This is a genomic window from Klebsiella sp. FDAARGOS_511, assembly GCF_003812845.1.
In the GTDB taxonomy this organism is placed as follows: Bacteria; Pseudomonadota; Gammaproteobacteria; order Enterobacterales; family Enterobacteriaceae; genus Klebsiella; species Klebsiella grimontii.
The window spans coordinates 3,348,423-3,374,394 of sequence record NZ_CP033824.1 but is presented as its reverse complement, the minus strand read 5'-3'; the positions used below and the strand labels follow the sequence as shown (position 1 = coordinate 3,374,394).

At 55.9% G+C, this 25,972-nt stretch carries 23 protein-coding genes; 6 read left to right on the top strand and 17 right to left on the bottom strand.

Annotated elements, in window-relative coordinates:
• Positions 1-30 precede the first annotated feature (30 nt).
• From EGY08_RS17095 to EGY08_RS17025, 14 genes are all read right to left on the bottom strand, one after another.
• The gene (locus tag EGY08_RS17095; RefSeq protein WP_004126026.1) at positions 31-393 is read right to left on the bottom strand and encodes a PRD domain-containing protein; all 363 of its coding nucleotides are present in this window, start codon (positions 391-393) and stop codon (positions 31-33) included.
• A 16-nt stretch (positions 394-409) separates the two neighbouring features.
• Positions 410-1,315 (bottom strand): GntR family transcriptional regulator YhfZ, encoded by a 906-nt coding sequence (gene yhfZ, locus EGY08_RS17090; protein WP_004126029.1) that lies wholly within the window; start codon positions 1,313-1,315, stop codon positions 410-412.
• A gap of 150 nt (positions 1,316-1,465) precedes the next feature.
• Positions 1,466-2,470, bottom strand: a complete 1,005-nt coding sequence (trpS, locus tag EGY08_RS17085; protein WP_004126032.1) for a tryptophan--tRNA ligase — start codon at positions 2,468-2,470, stop codon at positions 1,466-1,468.
• Positions 2,471-2,473: 3 nt separating this feature from the next.
• Positions 2,474-3,223, bottom strand: a complete 750-nt coding sequence (gph, locus tag EGY08_RS17080; protein WP_123828704.1) for a phosphoglycolate phosphatase — start codon at positions 3,221-3,223, stop codon at positions 2,474-2,476.
• Complete coding sequence (gene rpe / locus EGY08_RS17075; RefSeq protein ID WP_004126039.1) at positions 3,216-3,893, bottom strand: ribulose-phosphate 3-epimerase; 678 nt, start codon at positions 3,891-3,893, stop codon at positions 3,216-3,218. The genes gph and rpe overlap by 8 nt, the downstream gene beginning before the upstream one ends.
• Positions 3,894-3,910: 17 nt before the next feature.
• Positions 3,911-4,738: an adenine-specific DNA-methyltransferase gene (dam, locus tag EGY08_RS17070; RefSeq protein WP_004126040.1), complete on the bottom strand. Its 828-nt coding sequence runs from the start codon at positions 4,736-4,738 to the stop codon at positions 3,911-3,913.
• A gap of 78 nt (positions 4,739-4,816) precedes the next feature.
• A complete protein-coding gene (damX, locus tag EGY08_RS17065; protein WP_123828703.1) occupies positions 4,817-6,112 on the bottom strand; it encodes a cell division protein DamX in 1,296 nt (431 codons plus the stop codon).
• Between the two features lie 84 nt (positions 6,113-6,196).
• The gene (gene aroB, locus EGY08_RS17060) at positions 6,197-7,291 is read right to left on the bottom strand and encodes a 3-dehydroquinate synthase (RefSeq protein ID WP_004126042.1); all 1,095 of its coding nucleotides are present in this window, start codon (positions 7,289-7,291) and stop codon (positions 6,197-6,199) included.
• A 54-nt stretch (positions 7,292-7,345) separates the two neighbouring features.
• On the bottom strand, positions 7,346-7,867 hold the full coding sequence (aroK, locus tag EGY08_RS17055) for a shikimate kinase AroK (RefSeq protein WP_004106441.1): 522 nt from the start codon (positions 7,865-7,867) through the stop codon (positions 7,346-7,348).
• Between the two features lie 269 nt (positions 7,868-8,136).
• Positions 8,137-9,378, bottom strand: coding sequence for a DNA uptake porin HofQ (gene hofQ, locus EGY08_RS17045; RefSeq protein WP_049123093.1), 1,242 nt, complete (start codon positions 9,376-9,378; stop codon positions 8,137-8,139).
• Positions 9,287-9,694: a HofP DNA utilization family protein gene (locus tag EGY08_RS17040; protein WP_112165935.1), complete on the bottom strand. Its 408-nt coding sequence runs from the start codon at positions 9,692-9,694 to the stop codon at positions 9,287-9,289. Before EGY08_RS17040 ends, hofQ begins: the two co-directional genes overlap by 92 nt.
• Complete coding sequence (locus EGY08_RS17035) at positions 9,684-10,124, bottom strand: hypothetical protein (protein WP_112165937.1); 441 nt, start codon at positions 10,122-10,124, stop codon at positions 9,684-9,686. The genes EGY08_RS17040 and EGY08_RS17035 overlap by 11 nt, the downstream gene beginning before the upstream one ends.
• A complete protein-coding gene (locus EGY08_RS17030; protein ID WP_112165939.1) occupies positions 10,114-10,647 on the bottom strand; it encodes a PilN domain-containing protein in 534 nt (177 codons plus the stop codon). Before EGY08_RS17030 ends, EGY08_RS17035 begins: the two co-directional genes overlap by 11 nt.
• Entirely contained in the window at positions 10,644-11,435 is a 792-nt protein-coding gene (locus EGY08_RS17025; RefSeq protein WP_049115499.1) for a hypothetical protein, read from the bottom strand. Before EGY08_RS17025 ends, EGY08_RS17030 begins: the two co-directional genes overlap by 4 nt.
• 117 nt (positions 11,436-11,552) lie before the next feature.
• On the opposite strand from EGY08_RS17025, the gene mrcA reads away from it, so the two are divergent.
• Positions 11,553-14,111: a peptidoglycan glycosyltransferase/peptidoglycan DD-transpeptidase MrcA gene (mrcA, locus tag EGY08_RS17020; protein ID WP_004126050.1), complete on the top strand. Its 2,559-nt coding sequence runs from the start codon at positions 11,553-11,555 to the stop codon at positions 14,109-14,111.
• A gap of 43 nt (positions 14,112-14,154) precedes the next feature.
• Here mrcA and nudE read toward each other — a convergent pair whose 3' ends face one another.
• Positions 14,155-14,715, bottom strand: coding sequence for an ADP compounds hydrolase NudE (gene nudE, locus EGY08_RS17015; RefSeq protein WP_004126053.1), 561 nt, complete (start codon positions 14,713-14,715; stop codon positions 14,155-14,157).
• 332 nt (positions 14,716-15,047) lie between these two features.
• Between nudE and EGY08_RS17010 the strand changes: the two genes are divergently transcribed.
• The 5 genes from EGY08_RS17010 to pckA all read left to right on the top strand — a co-directional run bounded on the left by EGY08_RS17010 (position 15,048) and on the right by pckA (position 21,195).
• A complete protein-coding gene (locus EGY08_RS17010; protein ID WP_049115495.1) occupies positions 15,048-17,177 on the top strand; it encodes an intracellular growth attenuator family protein in 2,130 nt (709 codons plus the stop codon).
• Between the two features lie 62 nt (positions 17,178-17,239).
• A complete protein-coding gene (yrfG, locus tag EGY08_RS17005) occupies positions 17,240-17,923 on the top strand; it encodes a GMP/IMP nucleotidase (protein ID WP_004126058.1) in 684 nt (227 codons plus the stop codon).
• Entirely contained in the window at positions 17,920-18,321 is a 402-nt protein-coding gene (gene hslR, locus EGY08_RS17000; protein WP_004126060.1) for a ribosome-associated heat shock protein Hsp15, read from the top strand. Before yrfG ends, hslR begins: the two co-directional genes overlap by 4 nt.
• Positions 18,322-18,339: 18 nt before the next feature.
• Positions 18,340-19,224, top strand: a complete 885-nt coding sequence (gene hslO / locus EGY08_RS16995; RefSeq protein ID WP_162626051.1) for an Hsp33 family molecular chaperone HslO — start codon at positions 18,340-18,342, stop codon at positions 19,222-19,224.
• 348 nt (positions 19,225-19,572) lie between these two features.
• The gene (gene pckA, locus EGY08_RS16990; protein WP_004126067.1) at positions 19,573-21,195 is read left to right on the top strand and encodes a phosphoenolpyruvate carboxykinase (ATP); all 1,623 of its coding nucleotides are present in this window, start codon (positions 19,573-19,575) and stop codon (positions 21,193-21,195) included.
• A gap of 47 nt (positions 21,196-21,242) precedes the next feature.
• On the opposite strand, the gene malQ is transcribed toward pckA, so the two are convergent.
• Complete coding sequence (gene malQ, locus EGY08_RS16985) at positions 21,243-23,336, bottom strand: 4-alpha-glucanotransferase (RefSeq protein WP_004126069.1); 2,094 nt, start codon at positions 23,334-23,336, stop codon at positions 21,243-21,245.
• Positions 23,337-23,346: 10 nt separating this feature from the next.
• Positions 23,347-25,737: a maltodextrin phosphorylase gene (gene malP, locus EGY08_RS16980; RefSeq protein WP_123828702.1), complete on the bottom strand. Its 2,391-nt coding sequence runs from the start codon at positions 25,735-25,737 to the stop codon at positions 23,347-23,349.
• Positions 25,738-25,972: the final 235 nt, after the last annotated feature.

Below are 25,972 nucleotides of genomic sequence, written 5' to 3'. Positions count from 1 at the left end.
AAGTCGCATAGCGCCCATTCCCAATATTCTTCACACGGCCTGCTGCGCCGCTCCCCACAACCCATACCAGTTAGCGAGCAAATAACCTTTTTCATTAGCATGTAGAGTGACGTCAAATTCTTGCATCAGCGCCTGATGCAATTGATGAATCTCATCCCAATGCGCCGAACTGGTTATCTCTGCCATGAACTCCTCATCCAGCGGCTCAATAACCTCACCGCGGCGGCTGCGCATCAGCGCATTTGCCATATGAGTTATCGCGATTTCCCCTTGCTCGCTAAAGACGGGAAGATGCCACTGCTCGTCCAACTGGCGGACGACCTGCATCATTCCGCGACAAATATCCTGGTCGATAATCCCTGCCTCACACAGCAAGTTGAGCCTGTTTTCCATAATCACTGCCTTAATGTTAATAGCTTGGCTCTTGCTCTCCGCTCACCACCCGTTGTTGATGAGCTAATAGCGCCTGTTTATCAACGAATGCACGTAGCAGATGTTGAATCGGGTAATCATCTGCCCTGGCCAACACTACCGCCTCAGTCGCCTGCAAAAAACGCGGATCGTCACTTAGCGGCAGGGCTTCCAGCCCTAACATGGCCAGCTCCGCGCCAGCGGTGACGTTCCAGATAACGGCGTCAATTTCGCCTTTGACGATGCGACTTAGACTCTCGTGATAAGAGAGGTCGACGCGCTCTACGTCGCTATTGGCAAAATAAATTTCGGTCATAATTTTCTGGTCCGCCGAGCGGTTATCAAGCCCCACTCGCCGCACCGAATCGATTTCGCCTTTCCGGCAAATCAGCTGGTGCTCACCGACATAGGTGTGCGGCCCAAGGGTCATTACCATCCGCAGCCCGCTCTGCGCTAAATAACTTTCTGCCGCCAGGCGCGAAACCACCGCCATGTCGTAAACACCGTTAAGTAAGCACTCCACGCGAATGTCGGCGCCGCGCATATGCGCATAGTAAAAAGGAATACCTTCAAACTGCGCTTTCAGTCCGCTCGCCAGCCCTTCATACAATCGCGTATAGGGCAGAGGCATTGCGCAAACGACGTTGGTGATATCGATATGCGCCAATAGGGCCTTGTTATCCATCTCAACCAGGTAACTGCCGTTGCGCCCTCGGCGTTCAATACGAATGGCCCCGGAAGACTCCAGCGTTTTTAGCGCCGCCTGAGTCAGCCCAACGGAAGAGCCGCATTCACCCGCTAACTCATCAATCGTTTTTAGACGATTACCGCACTGCTCGCCCAACAAATAACGAGCCAGGGTCGTTAGTGCCATGCCCTCTTTTTTAATGAATGTCCGACGCATCTATAATCTTCACTAAATTGAATATTTATATCTTCACTAAAATGAAGATAATTAACAAGGAGCAAATAATCAAATCACGACAGTTATCACAAATTAAAAAGCCGGATGCATTGCACCCGGCTTTGGATATGACGACAACCATCAGATAGATTAAGGCTTAGCGACGAAACCAATCGCTTCGTAGACCGCCTTCAGGGTAACAGAAGCGCGAGCGCTGGCTTTCTCCGCTCCCTCTTTCATCACCTGATTCAGGAAAGCTTCATCGCCGCGGAAACGGTTATAGCGCTCCTGCAGTTCGGTCAGCATACCGGAAACGGCTTCAGCCACTTCGCCTTTCAGGTGGCCGTACATTTTGCCTTCAAAATGCTGCTCCAGATCTGGAATGCTCTGGCCGGTAACGGCAGAGAGGATATCCAGCAGGTTGGAGACGCCCGCTTTGTTCTGGATGTCGTAACGAACAACCGGCGGCTCGTCGGAGTCGGTGACCGCGCGTTTAATCTTCTTCACCACCGATTTCGGGTCTTCCAGCAGGCCGATAACGTTGTTGCGGTTATCATCTGACTTGGACATCTTTTTGGTCGGCTCCAGCAGCGACATCACGCGCGCGCCGGATTTTGGAATAAACGGCTCAGGGACTTTAAACACGTCGCCGTAAATAGCGTTGAAACGCTGGGCGACATCGCGGCTCAGCTCCAGGTGCTGTTTCTGGTCTTCGCCAACCGGGACCTGGTTAGTCTGATACAGCAGAATGTCGGCAGCCATCAGCACCGGATAGTCAAACAGACCGGCGTTAATATTTTCCGCATAGCGCGATGACTTGTCTTTAAACTGGGTCATACGGCTCAGTTCGCCGAAATAGGTGTAGCAGTTCAGCGCCCAGCCGAGCTGCGCGTGCTCCGGCACGTGGGACTGAACGAAGATGGTGCTTTTTTGCGGGTCGATACCGCACGCCAGATACAGCGCCAGCGTGTCCAGCGTGGCCTTACGCAGCTGCTGCGGGTCCTGACGAACGGTAATCGCGTGCTGATCAACGATGCAGTAAATGCAGTGGTAATCGTCCTGCATGTTTACCCACTGACGCAGCGCACCCATGTAGTTGCCAATGGTCAATTCACCTGAGGGCTGTGCGCCACTAAAAACGATGGGCTTAGTCATTTTTTATTCCTGAGTTTCACTATACGGTAGCCCGAAAGCGGGCAAGAGTTCATTAAATTGGTCAAAGATATAATCCGGCTCGCTCAGCGAAATCGGCTCGCCGTAGTTGTAGCCGTAGGTCAGGCCGATCGAGCTGCAGCCCGCGGCCTTCGCGGCCTGAATATCATTGCGCGAGTCGCCAACGAACAGCAGCTCTCCGGGTGCCAGCCCCAGTTTCTCCGCGACCAGAAGCAGCGGTTCCGGATGCGGTTTTTTGTTTTTTACATCATCGCCGCCGATAACAACGGTAAAATATTTGGCGATATCCAGCGACGCCAGAATCGGCGCGACAAAAGGCGTCGGTTTATTGGTCACCAGCGCCAGCGGCAGGCCCTTTGCGTGCAGCGCGCCCAGCGTATCGGCAACGGCTGGAAACAAAAAGCTCCCCTCTTCCGCCACTTCGCCATAGTAGCGGTCGAACAGCTTGCGCAAAATGGCCTGCTGTTCAGCCTGCGGGATATCGTCATGATCGACGGAAGGTTTACCCTGCGCAGTTCTCAGCGCCGCGCGCTCCTGACGGGCCCAGGTCAGAGCCCGCTGGATCAGAACGTCCGCGCCGTTGCCAATCCAGGTCACGACACGTTCTTCGCCCGCCATCGGCAGTTCCAGCGCATACAGCGCGTTATCAACGGCAGCGGTCAAGCCCGGCGCGCTATCGACCAGCGTCCCATCGAGATCGAACGCCACGCCGCGAATATTTTGTAACTTATCCATGGCTAACCTTTGCTAATTCGCTACGCATTTGATCGACCACTTTTTTGTAGTCAGGCTGATCGAAAATGGCCGACCCAGCAACAAACATATCCGCACCGGCGGCGGCAATCTCAGCGATATTGCTGACTTTTACGCCGCCGTCGACTTCCAGACGGATGTCGTAGCCGGATTCATCAATGCGACGACGAACTTCACGCAGTTTTTCCAGGGTGTGCGGAATAAAAGACTGACCGCCAAAGCCAGGGTTGACGGACATCAGCAGAATAACATCCAGCTTATCCATTACGTAATCAAGGTAGCTCAGGGAGGTCGCCGGGTTAAACACCAAACCGGCTTTGCAGCCGTGCTCTTTGATAAGCTGCAGCGTGCGGTCAACGTGTTCGGAAGCTTCCGGATGGAAAGTAATGATGCTGGCGCCCGCGGCGGCAAAATCAGGGACGATGCGGTCAACCGGCTTGACCATCAAATGCACGTCAATCGGCGCAGTGATACCGTAATTTCGCAGTGATTTCAGCACCATCGGGCCAATGGTCAGATTCGGCACGTAGTGGTTGTCCATCACGTCAAAGTGCACAACATCCGCACCCGCAGCCAACGCATTGGCGGTGTCCTCGCCCAGACGGGCAAAATCAGCCGACAGAATCGAAGGGGCAATCAAATACTGCTTCATCCGCATCTCCTTGAAATTTATTTGGTCTTGGGCGGACGGTACAGAGCCAGAAGCTCGTCCACCTTCTTACGTGTACCACCGTTGCTGCTGATGCTGCGTCGAACCTTCACAATATGCGTCTCAGCGGCGTTCTTGTACCACTCCTGAGTGAGCGGCGTGCGATGGTTTGAAATAAGCACAGGAATACGCTTTTTCATCAGCAATTCCGCTTTTTTAGCCAGCAGCTCCTGCTGCTCCTGGCTAAAGCTATTCGTATGATAAGCCGTAAAATTCGCCGTAGACGACAGCGGCGCATAGGGCGGATCGCAGTAAACAACGGAGCGGTTATCCGCCCGCTTCATGCACTCTTCATAAGATTCACAATGAAACTCTGCATGCTGCGCCTTCTCCGCGAAATGATACAGCTCAGCTTCGGGAAAATAGGGCTTTTTATAGCGACCAAACGGCACGTTAAACTCACCGCGCAGATTGTAGCGACACAGGCCATTGTAGCCATGACGGTTCAAATAAAGGAACAGTACCGCGCGACGCAACGGCTCCTGACTCTGGTTGAACTCATCACGGAACCGATAATACTGCTCTGCGACGTTGTTCTCTGGCGTAAACATCTTACGCGCCGCCGTAACATAGTCATCGGTACGCAGCTTGACGATGTTATACAGACTAATCAAATCACTATTGATATCAGCGAGGATATAACGAGAAAAGTCGGTATTCAGAAATACCGACCCGGCGCCTACAAAAGGCTCAATCAAGCAGTCGCCCTGCGGCAAATGCTTTTTAATATCGTCAAGCAGGGGGTATTTACCCCCTGCCCATTTCAGAAAAGCGCGATTCTTTTTCATGCTGCCTAACTAATTACACATTCTCCGGCTGCGGAGAAAGCTCCGACAGCATCCTGCGCTTCAGACTACTCTGCGGCATTATTTCAGGTCAGACTGAACCTGATGCAGCGGTTTTGCCCACGGGTTTTTCGCCTGTACATCTGCTGGCAGCGTAGCAACAGCACGTTTCGCTTCATCTTTCGAAGCGTAAATGCCGCTCACCAGGACATACCAGGGCTGACCATTACGCGTAGTCTCATAGACAACATATTTTTCCAGCTTCTCTTTCTTCGCCCAACTGTTGAGGTTGTTGTAGTTAGAAGAGCTGCTGAGCTGCAGCGTGTAGTGACCGGACGGCGCAGACTTCATCGAACTGACGTCACCAGAGCTTTTACCCGCAGCAGCCGTTACTGCCGGAGCGGCAGCGGCAGTTGCTGCTGGCGCGGTGGTCGCAGCAGGCGCGGTAGTCGCGGCTGGTTTGGTCTGGGCCGTTGCAGCAGGCTTAGTCGGCTGCGCTGCTGCCGGCGTCGTGGTCGCGACGTTCTCTACACGCTTAGGCTGGACCGGAGCCGATTTCGGCTGGGTCGACGCTTTCGCCGTGGCCTGCGGTTTCGGTTCGATAACCGTATGCTTACGCTCAGCCGGGCGCGGTGCTGTTGCCGTCTGACGCTCTGTCGTCGCCTGACGTGGGGCAGTGGCGCCATTGCGCACCGGCGCAACGGTAGCAGGCTCAGTTGGCAAAGTAGAATTCGCTACCGCGCTATCAATCTGACCCTGCTGCTGGGTCAGCGCATTATTCAGATCGCCCTGAACCTCAACGCGCTGCTGCCCTTGTGGTTCAGCCGTAGCCTGACCTTGAGTCGGGTTAGAGGCGATAGGCGGCAGAGAAACATCCTGCGGCTGCGCGCTGTTAGCCGCTGATGAATCCTGAGCAGCAGGCTGAGTATTATTATTGTCCTGCTCACCGGAGAGGTTGATGCTCTTCTCACCGGAAGCCGTTTGCTCGTTGGATGAGGATGGTGATTTCAGCGCGGAACCCACGCCAACAATCAGCAGCAGCAGAACGAGGATCCCCACGCCCATCATGATGTATTGACGAGAGGCTGGTTTCGCAGGCGCCTTCTTACGCTTACGAGGACGACGCTCAACCTGACGCTCTTCGTCATCGCCTTCGTCAGACTCTACCTCTTCTTCGTACTCTTCATACTGTTCTTCGTCGCGCTCACGGCGTGCTTTGCTGCCGCGCGTCGGGCGACCATCGTCAGCATCATCAAGATCGACATCATCAAAATTGATTTGCGGATCGGCATCACGCTCTGAAGACTGACGAGAACGACCAGTACGACGATCGCTGCGATCGGCTTTCATATCGTCTTCTGGTTTTAATTCATCCATTTAACACCCCACTAAAAGGCTTATGCTCACGACTATTGCACATCACCCGAAATGATAACGCCGCGCGAACGCGGCCAGACCTTCTTATTGTTGCGCCTGCTGAGTATCAGCAATCGCGCCAAGAACAACATCATGCGGTACTCCGCCGCGTATCTCGCTCTTCCCTATCGCGAGGGGTAGCACCAGCCGCATCTCGCCTGCCAGCACCTTTTTATCACGCATCATGTGGGGCAAATACGCCTCTGCTGCCATCGCCTGCGGCCCGCATACCGGCAAACCAGCACGCTGCAACAGATGAATAATTCGCTGCGTACCCTGCGGATCAAAGCGCCCCAAACGCTCGGACGCATGCGCCGCCATCACCATACCGGCCGCGACAGCTTCACCATGCAACCAGTTACCGTAGCCCATTTCAGCTTCGATAGCATGACCAAAAGTATGGCCAAGATTGAGTAAAGCACGTAACCCGGTTTCGCGCTCGTCGGCGGCGACAACTTCCGCTTTCAGCTCACAACAGCGACGGATACAGTACGCCATTGCGGTTTCATCCAGCGCCATCAATGCATCAATGTTATTTTCCAGCCAGTCGAAGAATTCGCCGTCAAGAATAACGCCGTACTTGATCACTTCAGCCAGGCCGGAAGAGAGCTCACGCTTCGGCAGCGTTTTGAGACAGTTGAGATCGACAACAACAGATACGGGCTGCCAGAAGGCGCCAATCATGTTTTTACCGAGAGGATGGTTGACGGCCGTTTTGCCGCCGACCGAAGAATCCACCTGCGACAGCAGAGTGGTCGGAACCTGAATAAAGCGCACGCCACGCTGGTAGCTGGCCGCTGCAAATCCCGTTAAATCACCAATTACCCCACCGCCGAGCGCCACTAACGTGGTGTCGCGGCCGTGTGGTTTTTGCAATAGCGCGGTAAAAACGGTATCCATCACCGCCAGGCTTTTATACTGCTCGCCGTCGGGAAGAATCACGCTATCGACTTTTACTCCCGCTTGCTCAAGTGCGGAGCGTACGGTATCCAGATAAAGCGGCGCCAGCGTCTCATTGGTGACCAGCATAACCTGGTCGCCTGATTTCAGTGGCAGGAAGGAAGCTGGATCGTTAAACAAACCAGCCGCGATGGTAATCGGGTAACTACGTTCCCCGAGGGTTACAGTAAGCCTCTCCATAACGCGACGTCCACCTCAGTTGCTTTTACTCTGACGCACTTTATTAAGCCAGAATCAGTTGCTTTCCAGCATATGAATAATCTGGTTTGCTACCACTTTCGCGCTTTGATCGTCAGTACGGATAGTGACATCAGCAATCTCTTCGTACAGCGGATTACGCTCATCCGCCAACGCTTCCAGTACTTCGCGAGGCGGCGCATCAACTTGTAGCAAAGGACGCTTTTTATCGCGCTGCGTACGGGCAAGCTGCTTTTCGATAGTTGTTTCCAGGTAGACCACCACGCCGCGGGCGGAGAGACGGTTACGCGTTTCACGGGATTTTACAGAGCCACCGCCGGTTGCCAGCACGATTCCCTGTTTTTCCGTCAACTCATTGATAATTTTTTCTTCACGGTCGCGGAAGCCGTCTTCGCCTTCTACATCAAAGACCCAACCCACATCTGCGCCAGTGCGTTTCTCAATTTCTTGATCGGAATCGTAAAATTCCATGTTGAGCTGTTGGGCTAACTGGCGCCCAATAGTGCTTTTGCCGGCACCCATAGGCCCAACCAGAAAGATATTGCGTTTCTCTGCCATTTTTTCGGTACTACTAAGACTATTCGTTAATGGTAAACCCGCTTCGCAGACACCCAGCGCAGCAGGACATGAACTGAAACCTCATATGCAATAGAGCGAGAGTCAGACTAAAAATTATCTCAATACTCCGGCTGGTTTGGCAACAGAATAAATCACCGGACAAGAAAGGGAGGATTGATGTCGTACCCGACTCTCAAATCGGTACCCCTTGTATGCTAAATCCGTCCTCACGTCAAACACCTGAAACGTGTTTAGCAAGAAAAACCCGCTTAATGCACTGCCAGAATACGTGGAGTAATGAAGACAACCAGTTCACGTCGTTCGTTATCCTTACCGTCACGGCGAAACAACTGGCCAAGCCAGGGGATATCGCCAAGAAGAGGAATACCATCACGAGACGTTTTATTTTTTTGCGCAAAGATACCGCCTAACGCCAGAGTCTCTCCGCTTTTCACCTCAACCTGCGTTTCTATTTCTTGTTTATCGATAGCCAGCGCTTCGCCATTTTCCTGTTTGAGCACCTGGCCCGGCGTATTTTCACTAATCCTGAGTTTTAAACGCACGCGATCGTGATATAGCACCGTCGGCGTCACCTCCATCCCCAGCACCGCCTCTTTAAATTCAACGGAGGTCGCGCCGCTTTCGCCGCTGGAGACCTGATAGGGTATCTCGCTGCCCTGCTTAATGCTGGCGGGCTGCATATGTGAAGCCAGCAGCCGGGGACTGGCGATGATGTCCACCTGCTGCTTCTGCTCAAGTGCGGAAAGCTCCAGCTCCAGGAGCCGCCCGCTGATGCGGCCGATGTTAAACCCGGCCCTCGTACTGGCATCCCCTACCGCCAGGTTACTGCTCAAGGTCGTCAGTTTACCGGATCCCGGTGGGCTGCTGGCGTCCGCCAGATTCCACTTAACGCCCAGTTCACGCAGGCTGGTTTCGCTCATTGAGACAATATGCGCCGCCAGCTCAACCTGACCGACGGGCACATCCATCTCCTGAACCCATGCCCTTAACGCCGGGAGGTGCCTGGCGTCATCGCGAATCAACAGGCGATTGGTTCGCTTATCGACCATCAGATACCCGCGAGCACTCAGCAGTTTTTCGCCTACTTTGGCCAGATCCTCTGCATCAGCATATCGCAGGCTCATGCTATGCCCCTGTAGAGGGAGATTCTGTAGACGCTTTGCTCTCTCCGCCTCAAGCTGTGCCTGCTGCGCCTTTTGCCAGGCCTGAGTATGCACGTACAGTACCGAGCCTTGTTGGGTCACGGTCAGACCGGCGCTATCGATAACCGATCGCAACGCCTGCTGCCACGGCACCTCCTTAAGCTGCAAAGATACCGTTCCGCTGACGTCCGGCGCCACCACGAGATTTTTTTGCTTTAGCTCCGCCAGCGTTTGCAGTACCTGGGTCACCGGCGCATCATCGACGACCAGCGATACGGGAAGATCTTTTTTTGCCGCGACCGCCACCAACGGCAGGAGCAGAAACAGCAGGCTTATCCATCGCATCATTCTTTATTCCCTTTCGCAGCCAGACCCACTGTGCGGGTTCACACCCCGCGCCGGTTGATATAGCCATTTTGTCAGATGTCAGAAGCGTGACCCGCCAGCCTGTAGGCAGCGTCTCCGCATCCCTCACGCGGCGCCATTTCCCGGCACTATCCTGCAGGATGCCAATCAACTCTCGCGGATCGCCTATCGCCCCACCGTAGCGCCATTGGCTAAGCTGTACCGTTCGGCAGCTATCGACCGGAGGCTGGAAGGGATCGCGTTCCACAGCCAGCAGCGGCAGAGGAAACAGCAGTAAACACCACCCTTTACGGCGCATCTTCCGCCTCCAGTTGCAGGGTAAGCCGTAGAGCCTGATTTCCCGGCTGAATTGAGAAAGCCGTGGCCCGCATCCCGCAGCGGGCTAGCCAGGAAAAAAGCGCCGGTACTGCTTGCCAGTCAACCGCCAGCTGCATCTCGCCACCGCGCCCTATCGGCCGCCAGTCCATAAGCGCAGCGCCCGTCACCGGGAGGTCAATGGGAGAGAAAGCCTGGGTTTGTTGCTCCTCAATATCAACGTTTTGTAGCGCAGCCCGCAGCGGCAACAGTTTGCGCCACTGCGCTTGTATGCGCAGCGTGCCGGCCCCGTTAGTGTCTGGGTGAGGGAGCCGCAGTAGCCATCCCCAGGATCCGGCAATGAGAACCAGAACGACAGGTATTGTTACCAGGCTTTTGCGCCCCGTCAGCCAGCGTTCAATCTCAACCCGCATTGTCTTCCTCTCCGGCCATGGAAAAGTGAAATAACCAGCGTCCTTCACCGTCGCGGTGCGTTTCACCCGCCCTGGGGGGGCGCAAGCCGGGCAGGCGCCCCAGCGCCTTTTCCAGCGCGGATAACCCCTTAAGATTTAACGTTAACCCGCTCAGCCACAGAGTATTCTGGCGGTATTCCAGCTGAGTTAACCAGGCGTATTCCGGCATAAGCGCCGCTATCGCCTGCAACCTTGACTGCCACGCGGCGGTTTTCTCCCGCCGAAGAACGCGCAGACGTTGTTGTTCCTGCTGCTGTAGCCGCTGGCGCATGGCTCGCTCACGCTGCTGCAAGGCGGTATAAAGCTGGTCTTCAGCGCTAATCCTCGCGGTTTCAAGCAAATGGCCGACCCGTTGGTTGAGCTGTGAAGTGAGGAACGCCGCCAGCAGCATAAGCAGCAGACCAACAATCAGCAGCCCCGCCATCTGCAGACGTTGCCGTCGACGCGTTTCGCGCCAGGGAAGGAAGTTGACAATATGGCTCATGACTGACGCGCTCCCAGCGCCAGGCCGAGGGCAACGGTAAAGCTATCGCCACATGCCGGGAGCGGCGGCTGCAGGCGGTGGATGGCGCTCCAGGCGTCAAAATTCCGTCCGTCGGGCGATGCGGAGGCGCAGAGGCGAAACGTACCGCCGTTCACCCGGGATACCAGGTTTGGAAAAGAAGGAGCGTCGCTGCACGGACAGCATCCCCAGCTGTCAGAGGTGGCCCAAAGCCAGCTCGCTTCGTCACGCCAGGCCAGCCCCTGAACGTCATCCGGTTGCCAGGGGAGAAAGGCGCTAAGCGCGCTGGCATCCGGAACAATCCCCACCACCCTCAGCTTGAGTCGACTTGCCAGGCGGCACAGAAGGTTAACGTCCAACCGCTGCGCGGCGGTAACTCGCCAGCCATCGACCGCTCCGGTTTCCGCATAATCGACGCATAGCGACGATGCGGGCATTTCCAGCTGCTGCGCCATCGCGCTGGCAATCCAGGTCGCCTGTTCGCTTTCTCTTAATGAAATCTGCGGGCGCGGGAGCTGCTTTTGCAGGGTTCGCGCCGCCGGAAAGGCGATACAGACCTGATGGTGCAAAGGCAGCTCCCGCCGCCAGCTTTGCAGCTGGCGGGCCAGCGATTCAACATCCACCACCATTCCCTGCCGCACGGTACCGGGCATGAGCGGGATGCTCCACCAGCGGCGTAGCGCCCAGCGTGAGCGCTCATGTAATAACGCGACAATAGCAATGTGGTCCTGCTGGATATGCATTCCTACGCGCCAGTTTCTAAACGCCATGCTTACGATCTCCTTATCCGCCGATATGCTTCGCTATATCAATGCTCCAGGCTTGCCTTTATACTACTGCGCGTTTGTTTATAAACTGCCCAATGAAAACTAAATGAGAAATCTCCGGTGAAGTTCGTAAAGTATCTTTTTATCCTTGCAGTATGTTGCGTACTGCTGGGAGCAGGCTCGATTTTTGGTCTCTATAAATATATAGAGCCGCAGCTCCCCGACGTCGCAACTCTGAAGGATGTGCGCCTGCAGATCCCTATGCAGGTCTATAGCGCGGATGGCGAGCTGATTGCGCAATATGGCGAGAAACGCCGTATTCCCGTCACGCTACAGCAAATGCCGCCAGAGCTGATAAAAGCGTTTATCGCCACCGAAGACAGCCGTTTTTATGAGCATCATGGCGTTGACCCGGTCGGGATTTTCCGCGCCGCCAGCGTCGCGATGTTCTCAGGCCACGCCTCGCAGGGCGCCAGTACGATTACTCAACAGCTGGCGCGCAACTTCTTCCTGAGCCCAGAAAAGACGTTGATGCGTAAGGTAAAAGAGGCCTTCCTCGCGATCCGCATCGAGCAGTTGCTCAATAAAGATGAAATCCTTGAGCTGTATCTGAACAAAATCTATCTTGGCTACCGCGCCTACGGCGTCGGCGCGGCCGCGCAGGTCTATTTCGGGAAATCCGTCGACCAGCTAACGCTGAGTGAAATGGCGGTCATTGCGGGCCTGCCTAAAGCGCCGTCGACGTTTAACCCGCTCTACTCCATGGATCGCGCAACCGCCCGCCGCAACGTTGTTCTCTCACGGATGCTGAGCGAAGGCTACATCACGCAGGCGCAGTACGATCAGGCGCGTAGCCAGACGATTGACGCCAGCTACCATACGCCGGAAATCGCCTTCTCCTCCCCGTACCTCAGCGAAATGGTGCGCCAGGAAATGGTCGTCCGCTACGGTGAGCAGGCTTATGAAGACGGTTATCGCGTCTACACCACCATTACCCGTAAAAATCAGCAGTCGGCCCAGGAGGCCGTGCGTAAAAACGTGCTGGATTACGACATGCGCCACGGCTATCGCGGCCCGGAAAAGGTGCTATGGAAAGTGGGTGAAACGCCGTGGGATAACCAGAAAATCCTCGATACGCTGAAAAAAACCCCGAATACCGGACCGCTCTCGCCGGCGGTCATCACGTCGGCAAATCCGCAGGAAGCCGTCGCGCTAATGAGCAACGGAACCTCAGTGTCGCTGAATATGGAAGGCGTCCGCTGGGCGCGTCGGTTTATCTCTGATACCCAGCAGGGTGCCACGCCGCGTAAAGTGAACGATGTGGTGCAGACCGGGCAACAGGTCTGGGTACGTCAGGTGGGTAGTAGCTGGTGGCTGTCGCAGGTGCCGGATGTCAACTCGGCGCTGGTCTCGATCAACCCGCAAAACGGAGCGATCATTGCGCTGGTCGGCGGCTTCGATTTCAACCAGAGCAAGTTCAACCGTGCGACACAGGCGCTGCGCCAGGTCGGTTCTAACATTAAGCCGTTCCTCTACACTGCTGCGATGGATAAAGGCTTAACGCTGGCGAGTATGCTCAACGATGTGCCGATTTCCCGCTGGGATGCCGGCTCCGGCTCCGACTGGCGCCCCAAAAACTCACCGCCGCAGTATGCGGGCCCTATCCGCCTGCGTCAGGGGCTGGGTCAATCAAAGAACGTGGTGATGGTTCGCGCGATGCGGGCCATGGGCGTGGACTACGCGGCTGAGTATCTCCAGCGTTTTGGCTTCCCGGCTCAGAACATCGTGCGGACCGAATCGCTGGCGCTGGGTTCAGCGTCTTTCACCCCGCTTCAGGTTGCTCGCGGTTATTCGGTGATGGCTAACGGCGGTTTCCTTGTGAGCCCCTATTTCATCAGCAAAATCGAGAACGATCAGGGCGGCGTCATTTTTGAAGAACGGCCAAAAGTTGCCTGCCCACAGTGCGATATTCCGGTGATTTACGGCGATACGCCGAAGTCTGATGTGCTGGAGAATAAAGACGTTGAGGACGTCGCCACCTCACAGGACCCGCAAAACCCCGGCGTTCCTCCACAACCGCAACTTGCGCAGGCGAACCAGTCCCTGGTGGCGCAAAGCGGCGCTCCGGAGTACGCGCCGCACGTGATCAACACGCCGCTGGCGTTCCTGATTAAAAGCGCCCTGAACACCAACATCTTCGGCGAACCGGGCTGGATGGGTACCGGCTGGCGGGCAGGCCGCGACCTGCAGCGTCACGATATCGGTGGCAAAACCGGGACCACCAACAGTTCAAAAGATGCGTGGTTCTCAGGCTATGGTCCTGGCGTCGTAACGTCGGTATGGATTGGCTTTGATGACCACCGCCGCGATCTGGGCCGCACCACCGCCTCCGGAGCAATAAAAGATCAGATATCCGGCTATGAAGGCGGCGCTAAAAGCGCCCAACCGGCCTGGGATGACTTTATGAAAAGGGTGCTGGAAGGCGTACCGGAAGAGCCGCTAACGCCGCCGCCGGGTATTATTACGGTGAACATCGACCGCAGCACCGGCCAGTTGGCCAGCGGCGGTAACAGCCGCGCCGAGTACTTTATTGACGGCACGCAGCCTACCCAACAGGCGGTTCATGAAGTCGGCACCACCATTACCGATGGCGGGGGCGAGACCCACGAACTGTTCTGACAAAAAAAGCGCCTGTGGGCGCTTTTTTTATCTGGGAGAGGCGCTACAGCCGCCCCTGCGCCTGCAGCCACTCGCGCAGCAGGAAAAGCGCGCTAACGTTACGCGCTTCGTTGAAATCTTCTTCCTCGAGCAGCGTCATCAGCTGCGACAGCGGCCAGCGCACCTGCGGCAGCGGCTCGGGCTCATCGCCGGGCAACGACTCCGGATAAAGGTCTTCCGCCACCAGGATATTCATCTTGCTGGAGAAGTAGGACGGAGCCATGCTTAGTTTTTTCAAAAACGTCAGCTTTTGCGCGCCAAACCCAACCTCTTCTTTCAGCTCGCGGTTGGCGGCTTCCAGTACGCTTTCGCCTGGATCGATCAGGCCTTTTGAAAAGCCCAGCTCATAGGACTCCGTACCAACGGCATATTCGCGAATCAGGATTATATGGTCATCGACAATCGGCACAATCATCACGGCTTCACGGGTAGAAGGCCGCATCCGTTCATACACGCGGCGCACGCCGTTGCTGAACTCAAGGTCCACGCTTTCAACATTAAAAAGGCGCGAGCGCGCGACTGTTTCAACATTGAGAATGGTGGGTTTTTGTAATGATTTGCTCATTGTCATCGGTCTATGCTGTGATTACAGCGGTCATTGTGCGATACGCAGCACGGTTTCGGCAATCCTAATCACCACTAATTTACATAGTTGCAACTTTTTCGCCTTGCGCCCGGGTATCACAAAGACTAAAAAGTCAATAGGTTGAATAGTATTTGAGAATATACTGATTCCTGGATTTTAACGCTTTTGATAAGGTTGTATGCTGCTGCATTACATAATAGATTTTCCCGCGTTGACGTAATTAAGTGCCGATTTCGACGGCTGTTTTACCTCTATTGATGAATGGCAACCGACGATACCAGTAAGAAAAGAATAACTATGATGGGATGGGCATGGGCACCTTTCTGATATTTTTGTTAGCTCTGCTGATCTGCGCATTGCTTATCGGGTGGTGGTATCGCACGCATGCAAGACGTCGTCGCCTGCCGCTGCTGCACGCCTTTAGCGATGCCGCGACGCGCAAGCTTTCCGATGAAGAGCGCAGCGCCGTAGAAAAATACCTCGAAAGCCTCAGCCGTAACCAGCAGTTGCCAGCGTCTGGCGCCAGCACCGCGCCGGTCAACCTGACGCTGAACGAACAGAGCGGTACCGTGTATAGCGTCACCCGCGCCATTACGCGCTACGGCATCACCACCGATGACCTCAACAAATGGCGCTACTTCCTTGATTCAGTGGAAATTCATCTGCCCCCCTTCTGGGAGCAACATATCAACGATGAAAACAGCGTCGAGTTAATCTCCACCGATAGCCTGCCGCTGGTGATTGCTCTGAATGGGCAAACGCTCAGCGACTATCCTCAGGAATCCCGGGGGTTTGCGCTTGAAAAAGCCGCGGTGCCTCAGGCATCCATCCGCGGGGAAGAGAGCGAGCAAATTGAGCTGCTAAACATCCGCCCGGAAACGCCAGAAGAGCATGCGCTTAGCCGCCCTGACGGCCTTCGCGAAGCCATTCTGGTGGTTGCCGCCTTCCTGCTGTTTTATTGCAGCCTGATAACCCCGAACGTTTTTTCGCCCTGGCTGCTGGGCGGCGGGTTACTCCTGCTGCTGGCAGGCGTATGGGGGATCTACGCTCCCCCGCGTAAAACATCGCTGCGGGAAATTCACTGTCTGCGCGGCATGCCGAAACGCTGGGGGTTGTTTGGCGAAAATAACCAGGAACATATCAATAATATTTCCCTCGGCATTATCGACCTTATCTACCCGCGCCACTGGCAACCATGGATTGCGCAGGACCTCGGCCAGCAAACGGATATCGACATCTACCTCAGCCGCCACGTTGTCCGCCAGGGCCGCTTCCTGTCGCTGCATGATGAGGTCAAAAACTTCCCGCTTCAGTACTGGCTCCGCAGCGCGATTATCGCCCTCGGCGCGCTGCTGATCGTCGTGATGCTGTGGGCCAGCGTACCGCTGAATATGCCCTTTAAATTCACCCTTTCATGGCTCAAGGGCGCGCAAACTATCGAAGCCACGACGGTTGCCCAGCTGGAGAAGTCAAAGATTCGCATCGGCGACACGCTGCGCCTGAAAGGCACAGGAATGTGCAACATCCACTCGCCGGGCGCCTGGACGGCAAAAGAGAACTCGCCGTTTATGCCGTTCGATTGTTCACAAATCGTCTGGAATGATGCCCCTCCCCTGCCGCTGCCGGAGTCAGATATCGTCAGTAAGGCCACCGCCCTGATGCAGACCGTCCAGCGCCAGCTCCATCCCGAATCCGATGACGATTCGCGCGTCAGCCCGGCGCTACGTTCCGCCATTCAGAAGTCAGGCATGGTGCTGCTGGATGATTTTGGCGATATCGTCACAAAAACCAACGACCTGTGCTCTGCGAAAGACGATTGCGTTCGTTTGAAGAATGCGCTGGTTAACCTCGGTAATACCCGCAACTGGGAAGCCCTGACCAAACGCGCCAGCGCGGGCAAACTGGACGGCGTCAACGTCCTGTTACGCCCGGTAAGCGCGGAATCGCTGGAGAACCTGGTCACCACCTCCACCGCGCCGTTCATCAGCCGTGAAACCTCGCGCGCGGCTCAGGCGCTGAATAGCCCGGCACCCGGCGGTTTCCTGATTGCCAGCGATGAAGGCAGTGATCTGGTAAATCAGCCGTGGCCAGGCACCGGTTTATATGATTTCCCTGCTCACCAGCAGTGGAGCGAACTGCAGCGTCTGGCAGGCATGCTAATGCACACGCCGTTCCAGGCAGAAGGCATCGTCACCAATCTTTACACCGATGCCAACGGCACGCAGCATATCAACCTGCATCGTATTCCTGACCGCTCCGGGCTGTGGCGCTACCTTGGCACAACGCTGCTGCTGCTGACCATGCTGGGCTGTTCGGCGTATCACGGTATCCAGGCTTTTCGTCGCTATCAGCGCCATCGCCAGCGTCAGGAAGAGATCCAGAAATACTACGAAAGCTGCCTGAATCCGGTTCTGCTTTCCTCACCCGACCCGCAAGAATAATTCTCTACGCGACGGGGTGTGATACCCTGTCGCGCAATTTCCCCCCTCGCTGGAGACTGACCATGCATTTTGATATCGCCTGGCAAGAGGTTGATACCGTTCTGCTGGATATGGACGGTACGCTGCTCGACCTCGCCTTCGACAACTACTTCTGGCAAAAACTGGTTCCGGAAACCTGGGGCGCCGCGCGGGGGCTCAACCTGCAGGAAGCCAGAGACGCGATGCGCCAGGAGTATCATGCGGTACAACATACGCTAAACTGGTACTGCCTGGACTACTGGAGCGAGCGTCTGGGTTTGGATATTTGTGCGATGACCAGCGAGCAGGGGCCAAGGGCCGCGCTGCGTGAAGATACCGTGCCGTTCCTTGAGGCGCTTAAAACCAGCGGCAAACGGCGGATTTTGCTGACCAATGCCCACCCGCATAATCTGGCGGTGAAGCTAAAGCATACCGGTCTGGACGCGCACCTTGATTTATTGCTTTCCACCCACACATTTGGTTATCCGAAAGAGGATCAGCGGCTGTGGCACGCAGTGGCTGAAGAAACCGGCTTCGACGCGCGCAATACGCTGTTCGTCGACGATAACGAGGCGATTCTGGACGCGGCGGCGGAGTACGGCATCCGCTATTGCCTGGGTATCACCAACCCCGACTCCGGGCTGGCGGAAAAAAGCTACGCTCGCCATCCTGGGTTGAACGACTACCGGCATCTGATCCCCTCGCTGACCCTACAGGAGAGGCCATGAAAGAAAAACCCGTCGAAGCCGTCAGGCTGGACAAATGGCTGTGGGCAGCCCGCATTTATAAAACCCGAGCGCTGGCGCGCGAGATGATTGAAGGCGGCAAAGTGCACTATAACGGGCAGCGCAGTAAGCCTGGCAAAGTGGTCGAGCTGAACGCGACCCTGATGCTCCGCCAGGGCAATGACGAACGCACCATTGTGGTAAAAGGCATTACCGAACAGCGCAGGCCCGCCAGTGAAGCCGTCGCGCTTTATGAAGAGACGGCTGAGAGCATCGAGAAACGCGAGAAAGTGGCGCTGGCGCGGAAAATGAACGCCCTAACCATGCCGCATCCCGACAGGCGACCGGATAAGAAAGAGCGCCGCGACCTGATGAGATTTAAACACGGCGATAGTGAATAACTGTGGCCCGCAAGAGAGATGATTATGACTCAACACGATCAATTACACCGCTATCTGTTTGAAAACTATGCCGTACGCGGTGAGCTGGTAACAGTTTCAGAAACTTTAGAACAGATTCTGACCAACCATAGCTACCCGCAGCCGGTGAAAACCTTGCTGGCGGAACTGCTGGTCGCTACCAGCCTGCTGACCGCCACGCTGAAGTTCGCGGGCGATATTACCGTTCAGCTGCAGGGCGATGGCCCGCTGTCGCTGGCGGTGATCAACGGCAACAACCAGCAGCAGATGCGCGGTGTCGCCCGCACCCAGGGCGAGATCCCGGAAGGGGCGGACCTGAAAACCATGGTCGGTAATGGTTATCTGGTCATTACCATCTCTCCGGAAGAGGGCGAGCGCTATCAGGGCGTGGTTGGTCTTGAAGGCGATACGCTGGCGGCCTGCCTCGAAGATTACTTCCAGCGCTCTGAACAGCTGCCAACCCGACTGATCATCCGTAGCGGTGAACACGAAGGTAAACCAATGGCCGGCGGCATGCTGCTGCAGGTTCTGCCGGCGCAGGACGCGCAGGCGGCTGATTTCGAACATCTGAGCACCCTGACCGAAACCATCAAAGCTGAAGAGCTGTTTACCCTGCCCGCGAACGATGTGCTCTGGCGCCTGTATCACGAAGAAGAAGTCACCGTTTACGAGCCGCAGGGCGTTGAGTTTAAATGCACCTGCTCTCGCGAGCGCTGCGCCGGCGCGCTGAAAACGCTGCCGGATGAGGAGATCGATAGCATCCTGGCCGACGAAGGAGAAATCGATATGCACTGCGACTATTGCGGTAATCATTACATCTTTAATGCGATGGATATTGCCGAAATTCGTAACAACGCCTCCCCGGCCGATCCGCAAATCCACTAATCCCCACTCTGTCAGGCGCGGTTTTCCTCCTCGCGCCTGACGTCAACGATTTTTCTTCGCGTGGTGAATCGATTCCCCATGAAAGAGTTACGTAATTTTCTTTCAGGTAAGCGATTACATTCACATTTCAACAGTTTTTTTAATTACTTTTTAACCATTAAGAAACATCTACCCCCACTGTAGCCCTAATTCCTGAGATAATCCCCTACGCCTCGTGACAGGAGTCACAACGTTTTTCGTAAGTCCGCCGTTTGTCGAGATACGTAAATCTATGAGCCTGGTCGCGGTCTATACCCCGTAATAAACCCTACAATTTAAAGCAGTACATATTGGCTAAGGAGCAGTGACATGCGCGTTAATAATGGTTTAACCCCGCAGGATCTCAAGGCTTATGGTATCAATGACGTCCAGGATATCGTCCATAACCCCAGTTACGATACATTGTATCAGGAAGAGCTCGCCCCCAATCTGGAAGGTTATGAACGTGGCGTATTAACAAATCTTGGTGCAATCGCCGTAGATACCGGTATTTTTACCGGCCGTTCTCCAAAAGATAAGTATATCGTTCGTGACGACACCACCCGCGATACCGTGTGGTGGGCCGATAAAGGCAAAGGTAAGAACGACAACAAGCCGCTTTCTGAGGAAACGTGGCAGCACCTGAAGGGGCTGGTGACCCGCCAGCTCTCCGGCAAGCGCCTGTTTATCGTTGACGCCTTCTGCGGCGCCAATGCCGACACCCGCCTGAGCGTCCGCTTTATTACCGAAGTCGCCTGGCAGGCGCATTTCGTGAAAAACATGTTTATTCGCCCAAGCGAGGAAGAGCTGGCAAACTTCAAGCCGGATTTCATCGTGATGAACGGCGCTAAGTGCACCAACCCGCAGTGGAAAGAACAGGGCCTGAACTCCGAAAACTTCGTCGCGTTCAACCTGACCGAGCGCATCCAGCTTATCGGCGGAACCTGGTACGGCGGCGAAATGAAAAAAGGGATGTTCTCGATCATGAACTACCTGCTGCCGCTGAAGGGCATCGCTTCCATGCACTGCTCCGCCAACGTCGGGGAAAAAGAGGATGTCGCTATCTTCTTCGGCCTTTCCGGTACCGGCAAGACCACCCTCTCTACCGATCCGAAACGCCGCCTGATTGGCGATGACGAACACGGCTGGGATGACGACGGGGTATTCAACTTCGAAGGCGGCTGCTACGCCAAGACCATTAAGCTATCCGAAGCCGCAGAGCCGGATATCTACCATGCGATTCGCCGCGATGCGCTGCTGGAGAATGTGGTCGTGCTGGCTGACGGCACCATCGATTTTAACGACGGTTCAAAGACCGAAAACACCCGCGTCTCTTATCCGATCAATCATATCGAGAACATCGTTAAGCCCATCTCCAAAGCCGGTCATGCCACCAAGGTTATCTTCCTCACCGCTGACGCCTTTGGCGTTCTGCCGCCGGTTTCTCGTCTGACCGCCGACCAGACCCAGTACCACTTCCTGTCTGGCTTCACCGCCAAGCTGGCCGGTACCGAGCGCGGCGTCACGGAGCCGACGCCAACCTTCTCCGCCTGCTTTGGCGCGGCCTTCCTGTCGCTGCACCCAACGCAGTACGCAGAAGTGCTAGTGAAACGCATGCAGGCTTCCGGCGCCCAGGCCTATCTGGTCAACACCGGCTGGAACGGTACCGGCAAACGTATCTCGATCAAAGATACTCGCGCCATTATCGATGCGATTCTTGATGGTTCACTGGACAATGCCGAAACCTTCACTCTGCCGATGTTTGAGCTGCAGATCCCGACCGAGCTGCCGGGGGTGGATACCCATATCCTCGACCCGCGCAACACCTACGGCTCGCCAGAGCAGTGGCAGGAAAAAGCGGAGCAGCTGGCGAAGCTATTCATCGAGAACTTTGAGAAATACACCGATACACCAGCAGGCGCTGCGCTAGTAGCCGCTGGGCCGAAACGCTAAAGAGAATAAAAAGCCGGGAATCGCTTCCCGGCTTTTTTTGGCTTACATCAGGCTGGCTTCTTCTTACTCGCTGCCTTGCGCCGCTTATCCAGATCCTTAATCAGCTTATTTACCTGCTCATCGGCAAACATCGCCTCAAGCGTAGTGGAAAGCTTACGACGCCAGTTTGGATACTCGGTGCTGGTCCCGGGAATATTGACCGGCTCAGCCATCACCAGCCAATCTTCCGGCTGCAGGCCCAGCAGCGCGCTGTTGCTGTCGGCGATATAGCGCTGCATTCCGCGATTCAGGGTTGGCGTCATCGCCATCAGCGACGCTTTATGTCCGGTACGCTTTGGCAGACAGCCATAGCGGTGCAGAGCATCCAGCAGCCCCTGCTTCGCCAGCTCGCGATCCTGATACAGTCCGCGTAATACCACCTCATCCGGATACAGGCCGAGTGATTTACCCAGCGTCAGGTCGCCGCTTTCCCAGTAGCCGCGCAACGTTGGCAGGTCATGCGTCGTTGCCACAGCCATTGATTGCTCCGGATACGCCTTCGGCGCACGGAAAGTCTTTTCGTGGTCATTTTCGAAATAGAGCACTTTGTAGGAGTAAACGCCGCTTTTACGCAGCTTGCCGACGATCTCAACCGGTACGGTTCCCAGATCCTCGCCGATCACCATACAGCGATGACGCTTACTCTCCAGCGCCAGAATCGACAAAAGATCGTCTACCGGATACTGCACATAGGCGCCGTGATCGGCCGTCTCGCCGTAAGGGATCCACCACAAACGCAGCACCGACATGACATGATCGATGCGTAGCGCCCCGCAGTTTTGCATATTCGCGCGCAACAGCTCGACGAAAGGCTCATAGGCGCGCGCCACCATGATATGCGGATCCATCGGCGGCAGACCCCAGTTTTGCCCCAGCGGGCCCAGGATATCTGGGGGCGCGCCGACGGAGGCTTTCAGGCAGTACAGCTCGCGATCGCACCAGGTTTCCGCCCCGCCTTCCGCAACGCCCACCGCCAGGTCGCGATACAGGCCGATCGGCATGGCGTCGTTTTGGCTGGTATGCCAGCACTCGGCAAACTGGGTATAAGCGAGCCACTGCAGCCACAGGTAAAAATTCACCTCATCGGCATGTTCGGTGCAGAACGTTTTAACCTCCGGGCTATCGGTATCCTGATAAGCCTTCGGCCACGCGGGCCAGCCCCAGCGCATCGGGTCCTGTTGCACCTGCCAGGCATGCAGCGCGTCAAACGCCGCCTGCCAGTACAGGCTGTCGCCCTCGCGGGTGACAAACTGGCGAAACTCCGCCATCGCCTCATCGTTGCGCGCAGAAAAACCTTTCCAGGCCATGCGCAGCGCGGTGAGCTTAAGGGCGGTCACGGCGGTATAGTCAACGTCATCGGTCTGGCGCGCGGCCTGTAAAGTCTGCTGCGTAGCCGGTGATTGCCACCATTTCTGCGCCTCTTTGCTATGACGGAAATCCTCTACCGCATTGACGTCAATATAGATAACGTTGAGCCAGCGGCGCGAAGAGGGGCTGTACGGACTGGCGCTCTCCGGGTTAGCCGGATAGAGCGCGTGAATCGGGTTAAGTCCGATAAACGAGCCACCCCGGCGGGCGATTTCCGGCAGCATCGCGCGTAAATCGCCGAAGTCGCCAATCCCCCAGTTCTTCTCCGAGCGCAGCGTATACAGCTGCACGCAGGTTCCCCACAGTTTCTGGCCATCCTTCAGCGCCTGCGGTTCGTAGCAGCGCGCGGGCGCGACGATCGCCCGGCAGTGCCAGCGATCGCCGTCCTGAGTCAGCGTGAGCGTATGATACCCTTCCGGTAATCTTGCCGGCAGCGGCAGCGTTTCACCGCCGCGCGCCTGGCCCTGATACTGTTTCCCTTCTTCGGTAGTGAGGATCCAGTGAAACTCCCCCTGGCCCGCTACCGGCAGAGACATCTTTTTGCCGTGGGTGAACACCTGCACCGCTGGCAGTGGGTTAACCACCGCCTTCGGGGTGATGGTGGTACGATGCATCGCATCAAGCAGCCGCTGCTTGGTGGCCGCAGCAATGGACTGCGGCTTACCGTGCGCGTTGATATAGCTTGGGCTTATTCCCGCCGCCAGGGCTGCGTTATCAAGGCGTTTAGTCTCCATAGGCCTGTCCTTAGCGTTTTGCCTGCCAGATACGTTGCTGATAATCGCGAATCGAGCGGTCGGAGCTGAACATGCCGCAGCGCGCGGTATTCAGAATCGTCGCGCGCGTCCAGGCTTCCTGGTCGCGATACAGCTCATCAACCTGCTTCTGCGCCGCCACGTAGGCTTCAAAATCTGCCAGCACCAGGTACGGGTCGCCGCCTTTCAGCAGGCTGTGCAGCATCTGGTCGAAAGCATGCTTATCGCCATCGCTGTATTTACCGCTCTCCAGCTCTTTTAGCACCGCGTCCAGCAGCTTGTCTTTCTTACGCCATTTCAGCGGATCGTAGCCTTTGGCCTTCAGCGCTTTCACTTCTTCCACGGTATGACCGAAGATAAAAATGTTTTCTTCGCCTACCTGCTCAGCGATTTCCACGTTCGCTCCATCCAGGGTTCCCACGGTCAGCGCGCCGTTCAGCGCCAGCTTCATGTTGCCGGTACCGGAGGCCTCTTTACCCGCCGTTGAGATCTGCTCGGAGACATCCGCCGCCGGGATCAGCATTTCCGCCGCCGAGACGCAGTAATCCGGCAGGAATACCACTTTCAGCTTATCGCCGACCAGCGGATCGTTGTTGATCGCGGCGGCAACCTTATTGATCGCCCAGATAATATTCTTCGCCAGATAGTAGCCCGGCGCCGCTTTCGCGCCGAACAGGAACACGCGCGGTACGCGGTCCGCCTGCGGGTTCTCGTGAATTTCTTTGTACTGCGCAAGAATATTCAGCAGGTTCAGGTGCTGGCGTTTGTACTCGTGCAGGCGCTTGATCTGGATATCGAAAATCGCCTGCGGATTAATCTCGATACCGGTACGCCGCTTCACAAACTCCGCCAGACGAACTTTGTTAGCCAGCTTAATGTCGCGATACATCTGACGGAACTTAGCGTCATCGGCATATTTTTCGAGGTTGATCAGCTGGTCGAGATCGTTGGCCCACTCTTTCTTCAGGGTTTTATCCAGCAGCGCGGCCAGAGCCGGGTTGCACTGTTTGATCCAGCGGCGCGGGGTAATACCGTTGGTGACGTTATGGAATTTATTCGGCCACAGCTGGTGATATTCCGGGAACAGATCTTTCACCACCAGGTCGGAGTGCAGCGCGGCAACGCCATTAACCGCAAAGCCGCTCACCACGCACATGTTCGCCATGCGAACCTGTTTATCGTGCACCACCGCCAGTTTCGCCCACACCTGCTTATCGCCCGGCCAGGTTTTATCCACCAGCGTTTTAAAGCGGTCATTAATCTGTTTGATGATCTGCATGTGGCGCGGCAGAAGCGCTTTCACCAGCTTCTCATCCCAGCACTCCAGCGCTTCCGGCATCAGGGTGTGGTTGGTATACGCGAAGGTTTTGCTGGTAATTGCCCAGGCGTCGTCCCAGCTCAGCTGATGCTCATCAATCAGCACGCGCAGCAGTTCCGGAATCGCAATCGTCGGGTGAGTATCGTTAAGCTGGATGACTTCATAATCCGCCAGCTCCGCCAGCTTGCGGCCCGCCAGATGATGGCGACGCAGAATATCGGCAACCGAACAGGCGCACTGGAAGTACTGCTGCATCAGACGCAGTTTTTTACCCGCCTGATGGTTATCGTTCGGGTAGAGAACTTTCGTCAGTTTTTCGGCGTCAATGCCCTGCTGTTCGGCACGCAGGAAATCGCCATCGTTGAATTTGGTCAGGTTAAACGGATGCGCGTGCTTAGCCTGCCACAGGCGCAGCGGCTGAGCCACGTTGTTACGGTAGCCCAGCACCGGCAGATCCCAGGCTTCGCCGGTAATCACGAATGCCGGTACCCACTCACCACTTTTGGTCACTTTACCGCCGAGGCCAACCTGCACGTCCAGCGCTTCGTTGTGGCGGAACCACGGGTAGCTATTACGCCCCCAGTCATCCGGCGCTTCCATCTGCTGGCCATCAGCGAAAGATTGGCGGAACAGGCCGTACTGGTAGTTCAGGCCGTAGCCGGTCGCCGATTGTCCCACGGTGGCCATAGAATCAAGGAAACATGCCGCCAGACGACCGAGGCCGCCGTTGCCCAGGCCCGGGTCGATTTCCTCTTCCAGCAAGTCGGTCAGGTTAACGTCATGCGCCTGAAGCTCATCGCTGACCTGCTGATACCAGCCGAGGTTGAGCAGGTTGTTGCCGGTCAGGCGACCAATCAAAAACTCCATGGAGATATAGTTTACGTGGCGCTGTCCTTCGGTCGCTTTCACTACCGGCTGAGCCGACAACAGCTCGGACAGCGCGCCGCTTACGGCGCGCCACCATTGACGCTGGGTCATCTCGGAAGCGGACTGTAAACCAAAATGCTGCCACTGACGCGTCAGTGCAGCCTGAAACTGAGCTTTGTTAAAAGAAGTCTGTGACATAAGTAATCCGGGTCCTTTACTAAAACGTTAGCGTTAGTGTGCCGACCTCCCGGAGTCACGTCCTCATCCCGCCAGGGATTAGCCGGGGAGGAGTAGCAGGGATGAGCGAAAAGTGTGATCGTGGCCACTATTACGTTAGCTTACCGGCAAAAATTATGCTGCAAAATTCGCCACGCCGGAATCACAAATCGGCCTGCTTACCGCGCTAAATTTTGTTACAAGCCAGGACGATAAA